The following is a 22406-nucleotide window of genomic DNA, read 5'->3' on the forward strand; positions in this document are numbered from 1 at the left end:
AATTTATTTTTCAAAATCATACCTGACAGGTTTTTAAAACCTGTCAGGTATATAATTATAATTATTTAAAATTTATTTACTTTTCTGTAAATGATACGCATATAAATAACCATCAGCACTGCCAAAGTAAACGGTTTTATTACTTATAAACGGGGATGAAACTATGGAGCCAAGTTTGTAAAATTCATCCATTACTTTTTTGTTTTCGCTGTAAAGTGATAAATCGGCACCCTTAGCGGCATAGACAGCATCTAATTTATCGTCTTTTAAAATTTTGGCAGCGTTTTCTTTTCTGCTTTCGGTACTTATGGAGCTGAATTCTTTTCCGGAAGAAAGTAGGTTAAGCGCAAAGAAATTCCCTGTAAAATCCCCGAAATAGGCCGTGTTGCCCGCTATTGCAGGTGTTCCATACACATACCCTTTGGTTTCAAAACGTGATAATTCTTTTCCTGTTTTTGAGTCTAAAGCCAGCAAAGCATAGGTGTCAGACGTTCCTACGTAAAGAATGTTGTTTAGAATCACAGCGGTACTTAATATCCAGGAGTTTTCCGCGTCATATTTCCATTCTAATTTTCCGGTTTCGGCATCTACGGCAAAAATGTAAGGGTCTCTGGCGCTAAGATAAACCATGCCATTGGCAACAGCAACAGAAGATTGGATGCCTTTGAAACCTACTTTTTTTTGTGTTTCGAATTTCCATTTTTCTTTTCCGGTATCACAATTTAGGGCATACAAATCGGCGTCCCAACTCCCAATATATAAAGTGTTTTTGTTTATAACCGGTGTACTGTGAACAGCAGCATTGGTTTTGAATTTCCAGTTTAGATTTCCTTTTTTGGCATCAACGGCATAGACATTTCCGTCGCTGCTTCCGAATATAACCAAAGTTGATTTATTGTTTTTGTAGACAACCGGAGATGACAAATAAAAATCCCATAATTCATCCATTACCATATCGTGTGGTTTCAAACCCAAGATTCCCGCTTCCTGGTACCAATGTTCACCTCCTGTTTTAAATTTCCAAAGTTGTTTTCCGGTTGTTAGGTTTACGGCATAATAATAACCGTCAAAACTTCCAAAGTAGATCGTATTTTCATAAATACTTGGTGAACTGTGAACAGCGCCATTGGTTTTAAACTTCCATTTTTCTTTTCCGGTTTTTTCATCAAGCGCATAAAAATAGCCATCTTCACTACCGATGTATACAGTTCCGTTTTTTGTAATTGGAGAAGAGAAAATTTTGCCTTCCGTTTTAAATTTCCATTTGAGATCACCAATGGGCTGATAACCTTCGCCTTTAAAGACACGATCTGAAAATGAATTTAAGATTGGAGAGTTTGTTTTTTGTGAAAAAACACTGGTGCTAATCAGAAAGAAAGAAAATAAAAGAAAACGGAATGTTTGTGACATAATTTTTTTTTGCATAAAAATAATTATTTTTTGCATGCGAAAGAATGTTTTGTAAAATATTAAACGATAGTGGTTTAAGGGATTTGTTATATTTTTTTGAGCAATATGTTATAAATATATTTTTAAAACCTGCTGTCGAATAGGTATATTTGTTTTTGAGATTTCAACCTAAATTACACGATCAAAAATGAAAATAATAGCAGTTATTCCGGCACGTTACGCTTCTACACGATTTCCAGCCAAACTAATGCAGGATTTGGGAGGTAAAACCGTTATTTTAAGAACTTATGAAGCCGCAGTTGCCACTCAATTATTTGAAGATGTTTTTGTGGTGACCGATTCGGATTTGATCTTTGATGAAATTGTTTCTAATGGTGGGAAAGCTATTATGAGCATCAAAGAACACGAATCAGGAAGCGACCGAATTGCAGAAGCGGTAGCCAATCTGGATGTAGATATTGTGGTGAATGTGCAAGGGGATGAACCTTTTACGGAAGCAGGGCCTTTAGAGCAGGTCTTGAATGCTTTTAAAAATGATCCGGATCGTAAAGTTGATTTGGCTTCATTAATGCGTGAAATCACAAATGAAGAAGAGATCAATAACCCGAATAATGTAAAAGTGGTGGTAGATCAATCGCAATTTGCCTTGTATTTTTCGCGTTCTGTGATTCCGTATCCAAGAGATAAAGATGTTGGAGTACGTTATTTTCAGCATATCGGAATTTATGCGTTTAGAAAGCAGGCTCTGTTGGATTTTTACAGTCTGCCAATGAAATCTTTAGAAGCTTCTGAAAAATTAGAACAACTCCGTTATCTGGAATTCGGAAAACGAATCAAAATGGTAGAGACGACTCATGTTGGTATTGGAATCGATACAGCCGAAGATTTAGAAAAAGCCAGAGCTATTTTGAGTGCCAAATAGTTTTTTGTTGTAAGAAACTAAATTAAAAATAAGGAAAGCTGAAAATGAAGTTTTGAGTGTAATACTCATTCTATCATACAGCAATAAATATTCAGAAGGTAAAGTAGAAGAATCGCAAGACTTTTTCTGCTTTTACTAACTTCTGCAATTCTGTACCTCTTCAGTTTTGCCTCCTCAATCTTAAGAATATCTCTCTCATAAGCTTTTTGAAATTTAAAATCTTAAAGAATAGAAATATAAAAAACATAAAGACAGCTGTTAATTAGATATAAACAGTTGTATATTTTTGTTAAGCTTAATGAAGCATTTTGTTTTTTTTCGTATCAAATAAATACAAATATTTAGATATGAAAAAAATAGCCTTACTTTTATTAGTAACAATTACTTTTGTTTCTTGTAGCAAGAGTGACGATCATTTGGAGAATTCTGTTAAAGAGTTTCCGGAGAGTTTAGTAAATCAGGATAAGCCATTAGGTACAGTTAATATCGATGGACAAACTCCCATTAATATAAATGCATCTTTTACCGAGAAGATAAGTACATTAGATCCTATTATTCATTATGGCGCAATAACTTTAAGTAATATAGAGAATACAGAAGATAATTTAAAAGTAAATTTATCGCAGGCAGATAAGACAGATAATTTTATAACCATTAAGGGGAATAAATATGAACTGCAGCAATTTCACTTTCATTATCATAGCGAACACAGTATTAATGGAGAATATGGTGTAATGGAAATTCATTTTGTTCACAAATCTTCAAAAGGTGCTTACGCAGTTTTAGGAGTGCTTGTTAAAAACGGAAAAGCAAATACTTCGCTTCAAACTTTATTTGATGGCTCTCCGAAACTTAAAGGGACTAATGCGTTGTCTAATCTGTTAAATTTGAATACGCTATTGCCTGTTGATACGAATAAATATTATGCTTACAGTGGTTCATTGACAACTCCTCATTTAGATTTTACTTTAAACGAAGGCCCTTTAACTTGGTTTGTGTTTAAAAACCAGATTGAAATGACAAATGATCAATTTAAGAACTATCAGGGAAATTACAGTAAAGAAAATTTCCGTGTCATACAGCCATTAAATAACAGAAAAATATTTGAAAATATAAGGTAATATTTTCATTGAAAAAGAATGTAGAGGAAATAATGCGTTTTTAGTTACTGGTAAAAAGTAGACCTATTCTTGACTGATTGAGCTTTTGGTAAGCAGTAGATAGGAGAGTAAAATGCTCAGAAAAAGATAAAAAAATACCCGACTGGTTTTTTAAAACTTGTCGGGTATTTTTTTTTAATATTGGTCCTAGTATAAATTAGGATATTTAGAAGGATTAACTTCATTCATCATCGTATATACCTTTTCGAAAATATCTTCGGCAGAAGGTTTAGAGAAATAATCCCCATCTGTTCCATAAGCAGGTCTGTGCGCTTTTGAAGCTAAGGTCTGTGGCTTGCTGTCCAGATATTTGTAGGCATCCTGTTCTTCCAGAATTTGTTGTAAAATAAATGCTGAAGCACCACCTGGAACATCTTCGTCGATTACTAAAAGACGATTTGTTTTAGCAATACTTTTTACAATATCTTTATTAATATCAAACGGAAGTAAAGACTGAATATCGATTACTTCACAATCAATACCTAATTCTAATAATTCAATTGCTGCTTGCTCTACCAATCTCAAGGTAGATCCGTAAGAAACCAAAGTAATATCAGCCCCTTCTTTTAGTGTTTCAACTACTCCGATTGGTGTTTTGAATTCTCCAAAATTAAGTGGTGTTTTTTCTTTTAAACGGTATCCGTTCAAACATTCAATCACTAAAGCTGGTTCATCACATTCTAAAAGAGCGTTATAGAAACCGGCTGCCTGAGTCATGTTTCTTGGAACCAAAACGTGAATTCCACGAATTGCGTTGATAATCATTCCCATTGGAGAACCAGAGTGCCAGATACCTTCTAAACGGTGTCCACGAGTTCTGATAATTAATGGTGCTTTTTGTTTTCCAACCGTTCTGTATTGTAAAGTTGCCAAATCATCACTCATGATCTGAATAGCGTACAATAAATAATCTAAATATTGAATCTCAGCAATCGGACGTAAACCTCTTAAGGCCATTCCAATTCCCTGACCAATAATGGTTGCTTCTCTGATACCAACATCGGCAACACGAAGTTCACCGTATTTTTCCTGCATACCTTCTAAACCTTGGTTTACGTCACCAATGTTTCCAACATCTTCACCAAATATCAATGTTTCCGGATATTTACTGAATATAGCATCGAAGTTATCACGAAGAATCATTCGGCCATCTAAGTCCGCTTTTGAATTCTCATCATATTCAGGAAGTACTTTCTGTACTGAAAATACATTTTCGGCAGAATCAGAATGTAAGTTACTGCTGAATTTTACTTGTGTAGTTTTGATATAATTGGTAATCCAGTCAGATAATAAAACTTTACTGTTTGGAATCTCAATAAAACGCAGAATTTTTCTGGCGATTACCAGCATTTCCTTTTTCAAAGGAGATTTTATAGCGCTTAATTCAGAGATGTATTTCTGAATTTTATCTTTATGATTGATACTGGCACTTGAAATTTGTTCCAATAAAACCAAAAGATTTTTTTGATCTTCAATAATTGGATTAATAAAAGAATTCCAAGCGTCTTTTTTAGCATCAAGGATTTCTTTTTTAATTTCAAAATCAATTTCAGCTAATTCTTCAGGAGAAGCAACATTGACAGCAATCATCCATAAACGCATTTGACGAATACAATCGAAATCTCTTTCCCAAGCCAGTCTTTCGGCATTTTTGTAACGCTCGTGTGATCCTGAAGTAGAGTGTCCTTGAGGTTGTGTTAATTCATTTACGTGAATTAAAACCGGTACATGTTCTTCACGTGCAATTGCTGCAGCTCTTTCATATGTCGAAACCAGTTCGGCATAATCCCAGCCTTTTACTCTGAAAATTTCATATCCTTTTGCATCTTCATCACGTTGGTATCCTTTTAAGATCTCAGAGATGTTTTCTTTAGTGGTTTGATGTCTTGCGTGAACCGAAATTCCGTATTCATCATCCCAAACACTCATTACCATAGGAACTTGTAAAACTCCGGCAGCATTTATAGTTTCAAAAAATAAACCTTCAGAAGTACTTGCATTTCCAATTGTTCCCCAAGCTACTTCATTACCATTAACAGAGAATTTGTCTTTGACAGTGATTCCGTCAACGTTTCTGTAAATTTTTGATGCTTGTGCCAAACCAAGTAATCTTGGCATTTGCCCTGCAGTAGGAGATATATCTGAACTTGAATTTTTTTGTTTTGTTAAATCTTTCCAAGAGCCGTCTTCGTTTAAACTGTGTGTTACAAAGTGACCACCCATTTGCCTGCCCGCAGACATTGGATCAAAATCTATATCAGTATGACCGTATAAACCGGCAAAAAATTGTTTTGGAGTTAATTCTCCAATAGCCATCATAAAGGTTTGATCGCGATAGTATCCGGAACGGAAATCACCGTTTTTAAAAGCTTTGGCCATAGCAAGCTGTGGAACCTCTTTTCCGTCACCAAATATTCCGAATTTGGCCTTTCCTGTCAATACTTCTTTACGCCCTAAAAGACTACATTCGCGGCTGGTTACAGCAATTTTGTAATCGTTTAACACCTCAGTTTTGAAATCTTCGAAAGTCAATGTAGAATTGTTTTTTTCTTTAATCATAATCTGGAATGGGTCATGTTAGGCGACAAAATTACTTAAAAAGTATCAATAATCATAATTCATTAAAGTAAATATAATTTAATTATTAACAATTAAATTGCTAAAACACTAGGGTTTTTTTATTGAATGTTTAATGATTTTGTGATTTAAGTGGTAATAATTTATGTTTTTATTTAAAATTTATTCAATTAAAACCATTTTCGGGTAAAAAGATTGACTAATGTTTTGGGAGAAAAAGTAACAACAAATCGTATTTTTTCATCATAATTTTTTTGCGCAACCTCCCAACCATTATTAGAATAGATCGGAAAATACAATTCGAAGTAATCCGGAACCAGATTTAAGCGGATTCCACTATCATAAGCAAAGTCTGTGGTTTGATGTTTGTTTTGCATGAAACCGATGTCACCGTAAGCCTCAATCCAATTCCAAATCGAATAACTTGCATTTAGCGTCGCCATCCATTGATTTGCGTATCGCGGTTCTATTTTAGATTTAAAACCACCTTCGGCTATTACGTATTGTTGGCTGAAAATTCCGGTACTTTCAGAACGGCCTAAAAAATTATAATCAAACATATAATCGGTTGGTCGGTCTAATCCAAAACTAAAATAATCAGAATCAGTCCTGTTGTATAAGAAGCTTCCGGCATATACACGTAAGTTTAGCTTTCGATTATTTTCAAATAATCTTCTGTATTCGATTTCTCCGGCCAGTTTTCCGAATCCGCTTGAAAATTGAACATCAGTCATAAAACTAAAATGATCGACCAATTCTGTTTTGGTATTCATATAACGAGCGTTAAAAACAGAATAATTCGGATTTGAATTATCAGTAATGTATTTACTTGCTTCGCGATTTACAATAACCTGACGAACCAGGATAAGTTGTTTTCGGTTGTCTCTGAAATTTTCTTCACGAATTCTAAGTTGCACCATCGGATTTAATCTGAAATAAGTGGCATCCGGAGCGTAATGAAAATAATTTTGGCTAATGGAATATCGAACATTATAAAGCGTACTGTTTCGATAATAATGATTTAGCGAAAAAGCTGAAGAACCGGATATAGTACCGGCATTAATAGAATAAGCCGGATTAATGTCGAAGGTAAACGGTTTGTCTAAAATGGTTTTGTTGTGAAAACGCATTCCAGGCGTAAGACCGTCATAATAATTATAGGTAAGCGTTGGAACATATAAAATCTGATTGTAATACGGATCTTCAAGATCTTTTGCGAAATTAAATTTTATTGGACGGTTGGTGATCACCAGACTTTTTAGAGATTTCCAGTTGTTTCTTAAGTTGTATTCTGGAACCTCATTGTCATAATTCAAAACTATTTTGTCGGCTTTGTTTCTGTTAAAATGATAAATAGAGTCGTTACTTGAAGGCTCAATCCATTTTTTGAAAACAACTTCGTTTTTTTTAATTCCATAAACCGGAATTGGGACAAAGTTGCCAGTTCGGTTTCTTATCGAAAATTGTATGCTGTCTTTGGTTCTGGTGACATTCGAAAATTTGTAATCTATAATATCACGGGAATCAATAATGGTTTTGAAAAACCAATCGATTTTTTTGGGACTGTTTTGAGTTAGTATTTTTTCGAAATCAAATCTGTTAACTTGTTGGTTTTTATTTAAATCATAAAATTCCTGAACACTTTTAGGGACAATGTCGTGATTTAGATAGTTGTCTAAATAACTTAAACTTAAACCCGCTCGATATTTACTGGCAATCTGCTCGTTGAATTTTATCAATGTATTTTTTGGGTCTCCAAGTGGCTGATCCAGATTTTTACGAGCCATCAGCATATAATAATAGCTGTATTGCTCGTTAAAAGTCAGATTAGCAATATTGTAACTCTTAAAAAGTCTCATGTTCGAAAGACTTCCAAGCATTTTTTGATCCAGATGGTTTTCGTCCATGTATTTCATCATGGCATAGATCTGGATACCGTCCTGAATCCAGTTGTCTTTTCTGGAGTCTAAACGGAGGCTATTCTTAAGATAATTGTTCAAATAAGTCTTTAAGAAGGTGATCTCGAAGATAAATTCATCTGAAAATGGACTGATAAAAGACGGCAACTGATTTAACCCGTAAAAAGGATTTCGGTCATAATCGGTTTGAGAAACGGTGATTTTTTGATGTGGATAGGTGCCAATAAAGTTGTTTGCAAAAGTGACTACCTTGTTTATGACAATCGCTTTTTGGATATCGTTAAGTTTTTTGTTTTTTAGATTAGAAAGAATTTCAATGGAGCCATTCTCATAGCTTTTGAAACTATTTTGCTTTTCGATAAACAAATTAAAATCAGTTCTGTTGGTTCCGGAAAAAGTATAGGTAGTCGATTGTGGATTTGTAAGATCTGTAGTAATCGAATTTAGATCGGTTGTAATCGAATACGTATTCGGAATTTTTATTGCAATTTCATAAGCACTGGCAGCATTTACAATATCATCCAGATTAAAATTATTGTATTTTATAAAAGTGTGATTTTCATATCGGGCGGGACTCAAAAACCAGTTTTTTAGGTTCATTCCACCATTTTGATCAAAACCATAATGAGTGAATTTATCGCTTGGAACCTTAGAAATATAGCTAATATGAAGCTCAACTTTTTGATTCGGGAGAAGTTTTTGCTTTAGTTTCACCACGATAAAGTCAGGATTTCTCTCGGTTCTTTCCCATTCAAAAGCCATGTCATTTGCATCGAGTAAATTCAGAATTGTAGTATTTCCTCTTTCTTGGTCGTTGGCCAGATGAAAACCACGATAAAATTCATCAGAAAATCGTCTGGCAAGTGGCGTGTTTTTATTAGAAAAAGCATTATTCCAATCATTTAAAACAATTGAATCTAAAGTGTCATTAGAAGTATTGTAAAAAACAATATCCTGTTTTACATTTAAAGTTTTTAGTTCAAGGTTTACGGCCACTTCCATCTTAGATTGATGTTGCGCATATTGTTTTACTGAATTGAATAAAACTAAAACGAAGAAAATTCTTTTATAAAATGATCTCAAGTTGGCTTAAATTTTTTTAGCTGTTTCTTTAATTTACGAGCGTAGATTTTTTTTTGACTTTTGTAAAAATAGTATAAAAAAAAGCTGTTTAAGAAAACAGCTTCATTTTTTTTGCATTTCGTAATAAATTTTAACCATAAAAGCGATGTAAATTCATAATAAATTAATCTTTGTTAAGCTTGTTTCTCAAATGCGCTTACATTACTTATGTGGTTAAGAAAAAGTTTAGAAATTCGGACTCAAATCATATTTCTTATAGAATTTGTCCAGAACATCTACTACTTCGTCTTCAGTATCTACAATTTTGAATAAGTTCAAATCTTCCGGGCTTACTGTTTGCATTTTTTCTACAAGTACCGTTTTTACCCATTCGATCAATCCTGACCAGAATTCAACTCCAACTAATATAATTGGAAATTTTCCAATTTTTTTAGTTTGTATTAAGGTGATAGCTTCAAACATTTCGTCTAAAGTTCCAAAACCTCCAGGCATTACTACGAAACCTTGAGAATATTTTACAAACATTACCTTTCTAACAAAAAAGTAGTCGAAATTAAGGTTTTTGTCGTGATCAATATAAGGGTTAAAGTGTTGCTCAAAAGGCAATTCGATATTCAGACCAACTGAAGTTCCTCCGCCCAAATGTGCGCCTTTGTTTCCAGCTTCCATTATTCCGGGACCACCTCCTGTGATTACACCATAACCTGCTTTACTAATTTTAAAAGCAATTTTTTCTGCCAGTAAATAATATTTATCATCCGGCTTTGTTCTTGCAGATCCAAAAATCGATACACACGGACCAATACGTCCCATGCTTTCATATCCATTTACAAATTCAGCCATGATTTTAAAAATCGCCCAGCTGTCGTTTGTTCTGATTTCATTCCACGTTTTTTGCTTCAAACGATCTTGGATAATTTTATCCTCATCGTTGTCAAAATCTTCTAATCTCATTTTTTGTGTATTATTAATTTATTTTTCAGGAGCTCGTTCCTGCTGTACATTCTAATCTTTTGTGGTCCCCAATAGTTATAGGGATCAAAGCAATAAGATTTCCTCTTTCACTGGAGCTAAGGCATCAGTTTTTGATTCAGCTTTATCTTTTTATCGATTAAAGTTGATTTTTTTTGATTAAAAAGGGATACTAAATTAACTCTTTTTTCGAGAGTTGGTGCAAAAAAGCTTATTTATTAACCAAAATATAGCGATGGAAACAAGTTTTTTAAATTTTGTTTCTCATTATCAATTAATTAAAGTAATCGTTATTGTGGGGTGCGTACTATAATTTTAATTTAGAATGTTAGATAAGTTCTTTTTTCAAAAACTTAGCCGTAAAGCTTTTTTTACTTTTCACTACTTCTTCAGGTGTCCCTTTTGCGATAAGTTCTCCACCACCTTTTCCGCCTTCGGGGCCAATGTCTATAATATAATCCGCCAGTTTAATAACGTCCATATTATGTTCGATTACCAGTATGGTGTTTCCTTTATCAACCAGTTTATTGATTACATCCATCAAAACTCTGATGTCTTCAAAATGTAAACCTGTTGTAGGCTCGTCCAGTATATAAAAAGTATTTCCGGTATCTTTTTTAGACAATTCACCGGCTAGCTTTATACGTTGCGCCTCACCACCTGAAAGCGTTGTACTTTGTTGCCCAAGTGTAATATAACCTAAACCGACGTCCTGAATTGTTTTTACTTTTCGGTAAATCTTTGGAATGTTTTCAAAGAATGGTACCGCCTCATCCACTGTCATATTCAATACATCTGATATAGATTTTCCTTTGTATCGAATTTCTAAAGTTTCACGGTTAAAACGTTTTCCCTGACAGGTTTCGCATTCCACATAAACGTCCGGTAAAAAGTTCATCTCAATCGTTCTTACGCCTGAACCTTCACAGGTTTCGCAACGTCCGCCCTTTACATTAAAACTAAAACGCCCTGCTTTATAACCGCGAATCATACTTTCGGAAGTCATAGTAAACAGATTTCTGATTTCTGTAAAAACCTCGGTATAAGTCGCTGGATTCGAACGTGGTGTTCTCCCAATCGGACTCTGGTCAATATCAATTACTTTGTCAATATGCTCAAGACCTTCGATCTTTTTATAAGGTTGTGGTTTTTTTACGCCATTAAAATAATAAGCATTCAGAATCGGGTAGAGGGTTTCGTTTATCAAAGTCGATTTTCCACTTCCGGAAACTCCTGTAACACAAATTAGTTGACCTAAAGGGACTTCAATGGTCACATTTTTTAAATTATTTCCAGTCGCTCCCGAAAGTTTCAAAAACTTGCCGTTTCCTTTGCGTCTTTCTTTTGGAATCTCCAACTTCATTTTACCATTCAGATATTGAGCGGTAATCGTGTCAGATGCCAAAGTTTCTTTCGGAGTTCCGATACTGATAATTTCGCCACCGTATTTTCCGGCTTTAGGTCCAATATCAATTACATAATCAGCCGTTTCGATCATGTCTTTGTCATGTTCGACCACAATAACAGAATTTCCAATATCGCGTAATTGTTCTAATGAACGAATCAGTTTTTCGTTGTCTCTCTGATGAAGACCAATGCTTGGCTCGTCTAATATATACAAAACACCGACTAGTTGTGAACCAATTTGTGTTGCTAGTCGAATGCGTTGCGCTTCACCACCTGATAGTGATTTTGAACTTCGACTTAAAGCCAGATAGTTCAAACCAACATTCATTAAAAAATTCAGACGGTCTTTGATTTCTTTTACCACTTCAGAAGCAATCAACAGTTGTTTATCTGATAAATGGTTTTCTAAATCTAAGAACCAGGCTGTTAAATCAGAGATGTCCATATCACACAATTCGGTGATGTTTTTGGTATTGATTTTAAAGAATAAAGCTTCTTTTTTCAAACGTGAACCTTCACAAACCGGACAGTTTACTTCGTCCATGAAATCTTTGGCCCAACGTTTTATGGTTGTAGATGGACTCTCGTCATATTGATTTTTGATAAAATTTGAAATACCTTCAAAATCAATTTTATAATCGCGAGTAACACCTAAATCTTTTGAGTTTATGGTAAATTTATCTTTTCCGCCATGTAAAATCATGGTCATAGCCTCTTCCGGAATCTTTTCGATTGGATCTGTTATCTTAAAACTGAATTTTTCTCCAATGACTTCTAATTGCTTAAAAATCCAAGAGGATTTGTATTCTCCAAGTGGTGCAAAACCACCGGCTTTAATAGACAATTTAGGATTCGGAATAATCTTTTTGACATTGATTTCATGTACCGTTCCTAAACCATTACAATGTGGGCAAGCTCCTTTTGGAGAGTTAAAAGAAAATAAATTAGGCTCCGGATTTTGATAAGAGATACCTGTCGAGGGACACATCAGATTCCTACTGAAATAACGTACTTCATTGGTGTCTTGATCCAGGATCATCAATACATCTTCACCATGGTGCATTGCGGTATTAATGCTTTCTGCCAATCGCTTTTGATTGTCGGCAGTGTCTTCAATTAGCATTCGGTCTACTACAATTTCAATATCATGAGTTTTGTATCGATCTAATTTCATTCCCGAAACTAAATCCTGTACTTCGCCATTGACGCGAACTTTCAGAAAACCTTGTTTTGTAATTTGTTGGAACAATTCGGCATAGTGTCCTTTTCTGGCTTTAATAACCGGAGCAAGGATATTGATTCGTTTTCCTGTAAAATCCTGAATAATTAAATCCTTGATTTGTTCATCAGAATACGAAACCATTTTTTCGCCCGTATTGTAGCTGTAAGCATCTGCTCCACGTGCGAAAAGTAATCTTAAGAAATCGTATATTTCAGTGATGGTCCCAACAGTTGAACGAGGGCTTTTACTGGTTGTTTTTTGTTCAATCGCAATTACGGGAGAAAGTCCGTCGATTTTATCAACATCAGGACGTTCTAAACCGCCAAGAAATTGTCTCGCATAGGCAGAAAAAGTTTCTACATAACGACGCTGACCTTCGGCATAAATAGTGTCAAATGCCAAAGAAGATTTTCCCGAACCTGATAAACCGGTAATAACAACCAGTTTTTCACGCGGAATCGAAATATCTATATTTTTTAGATTATGAACTCTTGCACCAAGAACTTCAATAGTATTGTCTTTTTCTAACATATATTTTGAGCAAAAAGCAAAGTTACCATTTTGATTTATTCTTTTTATACTACGCTGCAGAAGTTTATGTTATAAATTGTAACAAAAAACGCTAATAAAAATTAGCGTTTTCTTTTTCGGGTAGCCATATATTCTTCTATAGCTTCTTTGGTAGTATACCAGTTTCGACCTTCTTTGTAAGCGTCTATTTTACCTGTTCTGGCAAGTAAACTTACATATTCCTGACCATAAGGTGTCTCTGGCTCGCTAACAATATCAGCTATTTTTTGAAAGTTGGTATCACTGTCCGGCATTGCATTTAGATAAATATTGAGCGTACGTTCTAAAGCCTGACACATCAAAAGTATTAGTTTTTGATAGTTTCCTGTATTAGCCTGATTTAAGGCTTCGTAATACTTTTTCCTGTCATTTTTAAGAATAATTGCAGGTGGAAACCCACAACGCATCAATAGTAAATTCATGCTTAAACGCACAGTACGCCCATTACCATCAAAGAAAGGATGAATCCAGACTAATTTATGATGGTAAATAGTAGCCAGTTCTATATCATTAAGCCCTAAAGGGTTTGTATTAATAAAATCAATTAGTTCGTCTAGATAGTCAGAAACCTTGTTTGCATTTGGAGGCATAAAATTGGCACCGGAAATACGGACCCCTCCATTGCGCAAACGTCCTGCAAAATCGTCTTCAATAGAGCGTAAAACCAAACCATGTATAGAGAGTATATCAATACTTCTAAGTTTGTAAGTATCATCAACAATAGAGTACAGATAATCAATAGCCTTGTCATGGTTATGAGTTTCAAAGTGTTCTCTTAAAGATTTGCCTTTTATGGTAATGCCTTCCTGAATAACCATTTGGGTTTCTCGCAAACTCATAGTATTTCCTTCTATACTATTGGAGTTATAGGTCCATTCTAAAGAAAGGCTTTCACGAATTTTATGCAAAGCGATGTTTGGCAAGGGTCTGCTGGTTTGCAAAACCTGCCTTTTCTGATACAATCGTTCAAAGGTTGATTGAAATTCGTTTCTATATATTAGGTCTATATTCCACATAACCACAAAGATACTTCTTATTATCGGATAATAAAATTTTTTAACTTATCCGATATTAAGCTTACTCGATAGTCATAGCTCTTAGCTTAGTTCGATAGGCTTCAAGTGCTATAGATTTGGAAATAAAGCCGTAATATTTTTCATTTCGTACGACTGGAATAAAAGCTGTTTTAGTTTTTTCAAATTTACTCATAACAATTTCCATGCTGTCATAAGAGGATATGGTAGCAAGTGGAGTTTTCATGACATCTTTAATTAAGGTGTATTTTACACGGTAACTATTAAAGATGATTTCTCGAATATCATTAAAGTGAACCACACCAACAAGATCTTTTTCGTTATTCACAACGGCAAAAACAACTTGATTAGAGTGGGAAATAAGATCGACGAGTTTGGTCAAATTCTCATCAGGATGGACGGTTAAGTAATCCGTCTGGATAATAGAATCAATATCAAGAGTCGATAATATGTTTGAATCTTTATTACTGGTAAAAGCATGTCCTTTTTTGGCTAATCCTTTTACATCGAGGGAATGTTTTTCGAAGCGCTTGGAGATAGCAAAACTAATGGAGGATATAATCATTAGTGGAATCATTAATCCGTAGCCTCCTGTTATTTCGGCGATTAAGAAAATGGCTGTTAGTGGCGCATGAAACAAACCGCTTAGGATTCCGGCCATTCCGACCATAGTAAAATTACTGACTGGTAAGTTTGTAAGCCCGGTCATATTAACTAACTTGGAGAAAAAATAACCAAGATAAGAACCTAAAAAGAGGGCAGGAGCAAAATTACCTCCATTTCCACCGCTTCCGATAGTTAAACCGGAGGCTAAAACTTTTATCATTAAGGTACATCCAACAAAGATGAGCAGTACCCAATTATTATCTCGATATTCACTAAAAAGGGTATTGTCTAATAATTTCCCGGGATCACTTTCTGATAGCGTTTTTATACTTTCATAACCTTCTCCAAAAAGAGTAGGGAAAATAAAAATCAGAACTGCCAACATAGAAGAACCTATTAAAGCTTTTTTATAGGGCCCCATTTCCAGTTTTGAAAAATAATGTTCAACTCTCTGAAAATTTCGGGAATAATAAATCGCAGCAAGACCGGTAAGTACTCCTAAAATTACATAAAAAGGAGTATTGTGATAATTAAATGTTTGTTGTTGTTTGAAAGACAATAAGATGCTTTCATCCAATAAAATAGCGGAAACAATTGCCCCTGTTGCAGCAGAAATCATAATAGGGGTAAAAGCAGAAATACTTACATCTACCAACAAGACTTCAATAGCAAAAAGAACTCCGGCAATAGGCGCATTAAATGCGGCCGAAATCCCGGCAGCTACACCGCAGCCAATAAGTAAGGTTCTGTCTTTATAAGGAAGTTTATAATTTTGAGCAAAATTAGATCCAAAAGCAGCACCTGTAATTACAATCGGACTCTCCAAACCTGCAGAACCTCCCAAACCAACAGTCAGGGAACTGGTTATAATTTGAGCGTACATTTGTTTCTTAGGGATAATACTTGCTTTTTTGGCAACTGCATAAAGGATTTGAGAAGTTCCTTTTTGTATGGTTCCGCTTAGAACTTTTTTGACAACCAAAACGGTTAACAAAATTCCAATAATAGGAAGTAAACTATTGATGAAACTTAATTTAAGAATCCCATTGATATAAGTAGCAAATGAAAATACGCTATGGGCAAATGTTTTTAAAACAATTACCGCAAGAGCACAAGAAATTCCAATTAAAACACTTGATAAAAAAATAAATTGCTTTGGTGTCATTAGCGATTGCCCCAAAGCAATTATGCTTTCTAGTCTTCTGAAATATTTTTTTAGCATTCTGTTTTAAAAATTATGGATACTACAAATTTAAGTTATAATCTTTAAAAAACCAGTAAAAAAAGGGAACTAAATTAAAACCCGGCTGCTTTATCGTCACCACGGAAGTCAGCGCCACCTTCTAAATTTTTATTTGGCAATACCAAAATAGCATCCACTTTTCCGATAATTGGAGTAGATTTTTCGTTGATCAGATAGTTTTTAGCTTTTAGTTTTTCGATGGTCTTAGTATCGAAAGTATCAGGTTCAAAAGTAATAAGATCAGGTAACCACTGATGATGAAAACGAGGTGCATTTACAGCTTCCTGCATGCTTAAGTTGTATTCGTAAACATTTAGAATGGTTTGTAAAACAGAAGTTATTATCGTAGACCCGCCTGGTGTACCTACTACCATAAATAGTTTACCGTCTTTCTCAACAATTGTTGGAGTCATAGAGCTTAACATACGCTTTTGAGGTGCAATACTGTTGGCTTCATTTCCCACCAAACCAAACATGTTCGGGGAACCTGGTTTAGCACTGAAATCATCCATTTCATTATTCAAAAAGAAACCTAATTCATCGCAATAGTATTTAGAACCATAGGCATCGTTAAGGGTTGTAGTCGCAGCAACAGCATTTCCAAATTGATCTACAATCGAATAATGTGTCGTTTCGGTACTTTCATTATAAGTAATTTTTCCCTCTTTTATTTCGGAAGATAAACTGGCTTTTTCCGGATTAAAAGTTGACATTCTGTCTTTTAAGTAAGAACTATCCATTAAAGCTTTTGTTGGAACTTTTACAAAATCCGGATCACCCAAGTATTGACTTCTGTCTGCATAAGCTCTTCTTTCGGCTTCAACAATGATTTGAATAGATGCATCAGAATTATGTCCTAATTTAGATAAATCATAAGGTTCGATCATTTTTAAAATTTGTGCCAGACAAATTCCGCCACTGCTGGGTGGTGCCATAGAAGTGATCTTTAAATCTTTATAAGTAAATTGAAGTGGTTTTCTCCATTTTGCTTCATATTTCGCCAAATCCTCAAGTGTGATTATTCCACCTTTTTTCTGAAGATAATCGACAAGAATTTTGGCAGTTTCTCCTTTATAGAATTCATTTCTTCCATTTTTTTGAATCCTTTTCAAAGTTTTCGCCAAAGCGGAATATTTAATAGTATCATTCTCCTTGAAATTTCCCGCGAGTAGTGTTTGCTCTCCGTTTATTTTGACAATACTTTCATGATAATTTTTTAAGTTTTTTTCTTGTTTTTGAGTTACAACTACGCCTTTTTCAGCAAGAGCAATTACGAGTTTTAGAATTTCGGACATAGGCAGTGTCCCTAGCTTTTTATGAACAGCAAAAACACCGGCAACCGTACCCGGTACTCCAATAGCAAGAGCAGTTTCCGTACTTTTTCCTTTAATTACATTTCCGTCTTTATCGAGAAACATATCTTTTGTGGCTGCTAATGGCGCTTTTTCACGATAATCTAACGATCCGACTTCGCCATTTGCTTTTCGGTAAACCATAAACCCGCCGCCGCCGATATTTCCGGCAAACGGAAAAGCAACGGCAAGCGCTAATTCTGTACCAACCATGGCATCAAAAGCATTACCGCCTTTTTTCATGATTTCAACACCTATTTTGGATGCTTCCTCACGGGCAGAAACCACCATTGCTTTGGTAACGACTAATCCGGTTGGTTTTGCCGGAGTCTGTTGTGCTGAGCAGCTAATATATAATAAGGTAAACAGTAGTGTAACTTTTCTCATAATAAGAGTAATTTTTGTTTTGAATGTTCTTTTATATCTTCAAAAAAGAGCGTAAATTCCTGCTCGAATTCAGTATAAAATTCTTTTAATTCGGCACTGGCATACTGCATTTTTGATTCATTTTTTGACCGTCGGTCCATTTGGGTTAAAATCTGATGGATTCCTTCAACCGTCTGATAACTTAAAAGCCAGTTTCTCTGAATCATATAAGGCATTAAATCCTGCGTTTTTTCAGTGAGAATAGCATAGTTTTCGTGTAACGATCGATAAAATCGGTTAATGAAAGTTTCCAGTTTTTCATCTGAATATTTCGTCCAGTTTTTGGCTAAAAAATGATCGTAAACAATGTCTACAATCACACCCGAGTAATGGTGGTATTTGTCATGTAACCTTTTGGTACTCTGTCTGAAAACAGTATGCGAATCGGTATAAGTATCAATCGATCGGTGCAGGATAATTCCTTTTTGGACGTCCTCCGGAAAATGTTCAAATTGTTTTCCACGAATTCCATCGGCCATAAAATTGCCGATTTTTATTAAATCATTGTCTCCTGACAGATAAATGTGTGCTAGGAAATTCATGTTTTTTGGAGTTAGTATCATTTCGATGTTTTGAAAGCGATACGTTTATTTTAGTAAATGTATAAAAACTTTTTAAATCATTTTGTTATAAAACTTAGTATGTAATAGTAAGGATACTTTAATATTATTTTAAAATCTTAGCACTTAAGCATCTTGGTTACTCGGCAACTTTTTTATATTTGTAATAAATAACCATATCTCAAAAAAATGACTTTAATAAAATCTATCTCAGGTATACGTGGAACCATTGGAGGAAAAGTGGGAGACAACCTGACTCCTGTTGATGCAGTAAAGTTTGCTTCGGCTTACGGAACCTTTCTTAAAAATAATACTTCAAAAGAAAAATTAACAGTTGTAATTGGTCGTGACGCCAGAATTTCTGGTCCAATGATTCATAATCTCGTAGTAAATACCTTAATTGGTTTAGGAATTAATGTAATTGACCTTGGACTTTCCACTACGCCAACTGTAGAAGTTGCTGTGCCTTTGGAAAAAGCAGACGGTGGGATTATCCTGACGGCTTCTCACAATCCAAAACAATGGAATGCCTTGAAATTATTGAATGAAAAAGGAGAATTCTTAAGCGGAGCAGAAGGAGCTAAAATTTTGGAAATTGCCGAGGCAGAAGCTTTCGATTTTTCAGATGTGGATAATCTGGGAGAAATTACGATCAATGATGCTTATATGGATATTCATATCGACGAGGTTTTAAATTTGCCTTTGGTTGATGTTGAAGCAGTAAAAGCGGCTAAATTTAAAGTAGTTGTTGATGGAGTAAATTCGTCAGGGGGAATTATTATTCCTAAATTATTAGAATTAATGGGCGTTGAAGTAGTAAAATTATACTGCGAACCAAACGGACATTTCCCTCATAATCCGGAACCTTTAAAAGAACATTTAACCGATATTTCAGAATTGGTTGTAAAAGAAAAAGCACATTTAGGAGTTGTAGTTGATCCAGATGTGGATCGTCTGGCATTTATTTGTGAGGACGGAGAAATGTTTGGAGAAGAATATACATTGGTAGCTTGTGCAGATTATGTATTGAGTAAAACTCCGGGAAATACAGTATCAAATATGTCTTCTTCACGTGCTTTGCGTGATGTAACAGTAGGACACAAAGGAAACTACGAAGCCAGCGCAGTAGGTGAGGTGAATGTAGTAGAATTAATGAAGAAAAACAATGCCATTATCGGTGGTGAAGGTAACGGTGGAATTATCTATCCGGAATCACATTACGGGCGTGACAGCTTGGTAGGTGTGGCTTTATTTTTAACGCATTTGGCAAATAAAAAGATGTCAGTTTCAGCATTGAGAGCGTCGTACCCTGAGTATTACATGAGTAAAAATAAAATCGAATTAACACCACAAATTGATGTTGATGCGATTTTAGTAGCCATGACAGAAAAATACAAAAGCGAAGATATTTCAACAATTGACGGTGTAAAAATTGATTTTGCGACCGAATGGGTACATTTAAGAAAATCAAATACAGAGCCTATCATTCGTATTTACACAGAAGCGCCGTCTCAGGAAAAAGCAGACGTTTTAGCCCTTCGAATTATTGATGAAATTAAGGCTATTGCAGGGATTTAATTTCTTTTTTTGAAGATTTAGAGATAAGATTTTGAAGACAATAAACGTGCATAAATCTGAAAAACCTTTGTGAATTTTGAGTTTTATCCTTGTGACAAAACCCAATAAAACAACAAAAAGGCTGTCCGAAAGGGCAGCCTTTTTAGTTTGAATTAATATCCCTTATAAGAGTTTATTTGGCTTTTAGTAATTTCTCTAAATATTCAACTTTATCTTTTTCCGCTTGAACTAAGCGTTCGTATAGTTTTTTATTTTCATCGATAGATTCATAAGTCCTTTTTTTTCAAAAAAAGAGAACAAATCTTTGCGCTCCTTGCGTAGTGCCTTGTGAACTTTACGTTTAAGCCTTTTAATCAGTAAGGCCTAATCTACCAATTCCATTAACATTTTTCTACCACCAAAATCAATTTCCTGTTTCAATATTTCTCTTGTCGATTTCTCGATATAATAGGTACTTATAGCAGTGTTATTTGAAATATCATCAGTGGTTTCAACTTTCCAGACCTGTTTTTTCTGTCCTTTAAAAGTGATAGTTGTCTCTTGGATATTTTTAATTGTTGCGGTAATAGCTCCAATTTTAGCTGCAGGATTATAATCAAAAATCGAAATGGTGTTTGAATAACCTTCTTTCAACGGAAGTAATCGTATCAATTGTGGATAGAAATTACTATCAAAAAAAGGCTTGTTTACTTCCTCAGAAATGTTTGTTTTAGTTCCTGTCTTTTTGTTTAAGTAATATCCCGTGATTTTGTCTCCAAATTTCAATACCATGTCTCTTTGTTGATTAAAGGAGGAATGATAGACCGGTTTAAAGTTTTGTGTTTCAACAATGGTGCTGTCAACCCATTTTGTAGTTGATTGTTTCATATCTACTGTTGTGATAATGTAGATTTTCTCTTTCTTTTTCTGAATTTGGGTTTGTACCCTTCCTATTTGTACTTTAAGAGTATCCTTAAGCATAAACCAATTCATTTCTGAAGTTTCAGACTTGAGAAGACTTTTGTCGGCGGGATTATTTAATGGACTTAGAGGCTTTTCTTGGCTATGAAGTTGAACAAAGGTTCCAACAATGGCTAGTAAAATGAACAGTGGTTTTTTCATGTGTTTAGAGTTTTTACTTCTATTAGTATTGAAAATCAAACTTTTGTTACTTTTTTTAGTGTTATGTGCAAAAGGTTCATGTAAAAATAGTGGAGATATCGAAACAATAAACTTTCCGTTGTTTAGGATGGACTAGCCAAAGAAAAAACTCAAATGTGCTTACATTACTTACATGGTGATTAAAATTATTGACCTAAGACTTCAATGTTTTTCCTAAATCTAAATTCTTCGCTATCAGTAAATTTTAAAAAAAAAATCCAAAAAACAAATGTCGTTTTTTGGATTTTTTTATAGGAGATTATTTTTCAACCTTATGTTTCCATCTTTTGTGTGTCCATAAATAATATTCCGGAGCTTCAAGAATTTGTTTTTCTACTTCTTCCAGATACATTTCTGTGACTTTGAAGTCTTCATAATCCCTTGGATTGTCGCAGATCGGAATGAAAGTACCTTCATAATAACCACGTTTTATCTTTTTTACTTTAAAAAAAATAACGCTTAAATCGTATTTTTTAGCCAGCATTTCTGATCCCGTGTGAACAGGAACCTCGATTCCCATAAAAGAACTCGAGTGAAAAATACGATCCAATTTTGGTGATTGATCACTTGCCAAACCGTAAAGACTAAGAATTCCGTCTCTCTGGTTTTGGGCCATAAGCGGAATTGTTTTTCGGGTTTCTACTAATTCAGTATCGTATTTAGATCTGATTTTTCGAACCAGTTTATCAAAGTATGGATTGGCGATTTTTTTATAAACACCGACACCTTTAAAGAGTAATTTTTTGTTAATCGTCAGAATCCATTCAAAACTGGCATAATGAGACGTGACCAAAATGGCACTTTTGCCCTTTTTTTCATATTCTCTAATGACCTCCATATTGGTTACGGTAAACCTTTTCTCCATTTCTTCAGGAGAAATGCTCATGGTTTTGATCATTTCAAGAAACATATCACACATGTGCTGATAAAATTTCTTTTCGATTACTTTTCTTTCCGCATCACTTAAATGGGGTAATGCTAAAGCCAGATTCTCACGAACCACTTTTCTTCTGTACCCTAAAACATAATAGACCAGAAAGAATACAAAATCAGAAAACCAATAAAAGATTCGAAAAGGAAGTATAGAGATAAGCCAAAGAATAGGATAGGCTAAAATATAAACGAGGAATTGCATGTAATTTTTTTTTACAAATATAAAAGAAAAATGAATAACGACCGATATTTTGGTTTCTTACTCACTTGTGTTGAAGAATGATTATATTTA

Annotated in this window: 14 protein-coding genes and 1 pseudogene; 3 read left to right on the top strand and 12 right to left on the bottom strand. The window is 34.5% G+C overall.

The window, feature by feature from the left end:
- Positions 1-72: 72 nt before the first annotated feature.
- Positions 73-1425, bottom strand: a complete 1353-nt coding sequence (locus tag ACHRV3_RS17585) for a PQQ-binding-like beta-propeller repeat protein (protein WP_395442784.1) — start codon at positions 1423-1425, stop codon at positions 73-75.
- Between the two features lie 172 nt (positions 1426-1597).
- Between ACHRV3_RS17585 and kdsB the strand changes: the two genes are divergently transcribed.
- Together kdsB and ACHRV3_RS17595 are read left to right on the top strand one after the other, a co-directional pair.
- Positions 1598-2332 (top strand): 3-deoxy-manno-octulosonate cytidylyltransferase, encoded by a 735-nt coding sequence (gene kdsB / locus ACHRV3_RS17590; protein ID WP_047779026.1) that lies wholly within the window; start codon positions 1598-1600, stop codon positions 2330-2332.
- Positions 2333-2679: 347 nt separating this feature from the next.
- Positions 2680-3453: a carbonic anhydrase family protein gene (locus tag ACHRV3_RS17595; RefSeq protein ID WP_395436017.1), complete on the top strand. Its 774-nt coding sequence runs from the start codon at positions 2680-2682 to the stop codon at positions 3451-3453.
- 186 nt (positions 3454-3639) lie between these two features.
- Here ACHRV3_RS17595 and ACHRV3_RS17600 read toward each other — a convergent pair whose 3' ends face one another.
- From ACHRV3_RS17600 to ACHRV3_RS17635, 8 genes are all read right to left on the bottom strand, one after another.
- On the bottom strand, positions 3640-6051 hold the full coding sequence (locus tag ACHRV3_RS17600) for a thiamine pyrophosphate-dependent enzyme (protein WP_047779029.1): 2412 nt from the start codon (positions 6049-6051) through the stop codon (positions 3640-3642).
- 188 nt (positions 6052-6239) lie between these two features.
- Positions 6240-8990, bottom strand: coding sequence for an aminopeptidase (locus tag ACHRV3_RS17605; RefSeq protein ID WP_395427659.1), 2751 nt, complete (start codon positions 8988-8990; stop codon positions 6240-6242).
- A 306-nt stretch (positions 8991-9296) separates the two neighbouring features.
- Positions 9297-10025, bottom strand: coding sequence for a TIGR00730 family Rossman fold protein (locus ACHRV3_RS17610; protein ID WP_047779031.1), 729 nt, complete (start codon positions 10023-10025; stop codon positions 9297-9299).
- A gap of 346 nt (positions 10026-10371) precedes the next feature.
- Positions 10372-13203, bottom strand: coding sequence for an excinuclease ABC subunit UvrA (gene uvrA, locus ACHRV3_RS17615; RefSeq protein ID WP_230002396.1), 2832 nt, complete (start codon positions 13201-13203; stop codon positions 10372-10374).
- A gap of 101 nt (positions 13204-13304) precedes the next feature.
- Positions 13305-14258 (bottom strand): Fic family protein, encoded by a 954-nt coding sequence (locus ACHRV3_RS17620; protein WP_395436018.1) that lies wholly within the window; start codon positions 14256-14258, stop codon positions 13305-13307.
- Between the two features lie 61 nt (positions 14259-14319).
- Positions 14320-16104 (bottom strand): chloride channel protein, encoded by a 1785-nt coding sequence (locus ACHRV3_RS17625; RefSeq protein WP_230002394.1) that lies wholly within the window; start codon positions 16102-16104, stop codon positions 14320-14322.
- A gap of 74 nt (positions 16105-16178) precedes the next feature.
- Positions 16179-17864, bottom strand: a complete 1686-nt coding sequence (gene ggt, locus ACHRV3_RS17630; RefSeq protein WP_395436019.1) for a gamma-glutamyltransferase — start codon at positions 17862-17864, stop codon at positions 16179-16181.
- Positions 17861-18445, bottom strand: coding sequence for an ACP phosphodiesterase (locus ACHRV3_RS17635; protein ID WP_230002392.1), 585 nt, complete (start codon positions 18443-18445; stop codon positions 17861-17863). Before ACHRV3_RS17635 ends, ggt begins: the two co-directional genes overlap by 4 nt.
- A 207-nt stretch (positions 18446-18652) precedes the next feature.
- On the opposite strand from ACHRV3_RS17635, the gene glmM reads away from it, so the two are divergent.
- Positions 18653-20041 carry a phosphoglucosamine mutase gene (gene glmM / locus ACHRV3_RS17640; protein ID WP_395436020.1) on the top strand — a complete coding sequence of 463 codons (1389 nt, stop codon included), beginning with the start codon at positions 18653-18655 and terminating at the stop codon, positions 20039-20041.
- Between the two features lie 172 nt (positions 20042-20213).
- On the opposite strand, the pseudogene ACHRV3_RS17645 reads toward glmM, so the two are convergent.
- The 3 genes and pseudogenes from ACHRV3_RS17645 to ACHRV3_RS17655 all read right to left on the bottom strand — a co-directional run.
- A pseudogene (locus tag ACHRV3_RS17645) lies at positions 20214-20309 on the bottom strand (transcriptional regulator); the annotation flags it as partial.
- Positions 20310-20404: 95 nt separating this feature from the next.
- Positions 20405-21142, bottom strand: coding sequence for a hypothetical protein (locus ACHRV3_RS17650; protein WP_395436021.1), 738 nt, complete (start codon positions 21140-21142; stop codon positions 20405-20407).
- Between the two features lie 298 nt (positions 21143-21440).
- Positions 21441-22316, bottom strand: a complete 876-nt coding sequence (locus tag ACHRV3_RS17655; RefSeq protein ID WP_395427635.1) for a lysophospholipid acyltransferase family protein — start codon at positions 22314-22316, stop codon at positions 21441-21443.
- Between the last annotated feature and the right edge of the window lie 90 nt (positions 22317-22406).

It is taken from the genome of Flavobacterium sp. FlaQc-49 (assembly GCF_044005985.1).
GTDB classification, from domain to species: domain Bacteria; phylum Bacteroidota; class Bacteroidia; order Flavobacteriales; family Flavobacteriaceae; genus Flavobacterium; species Flavobacterium cupriresistens.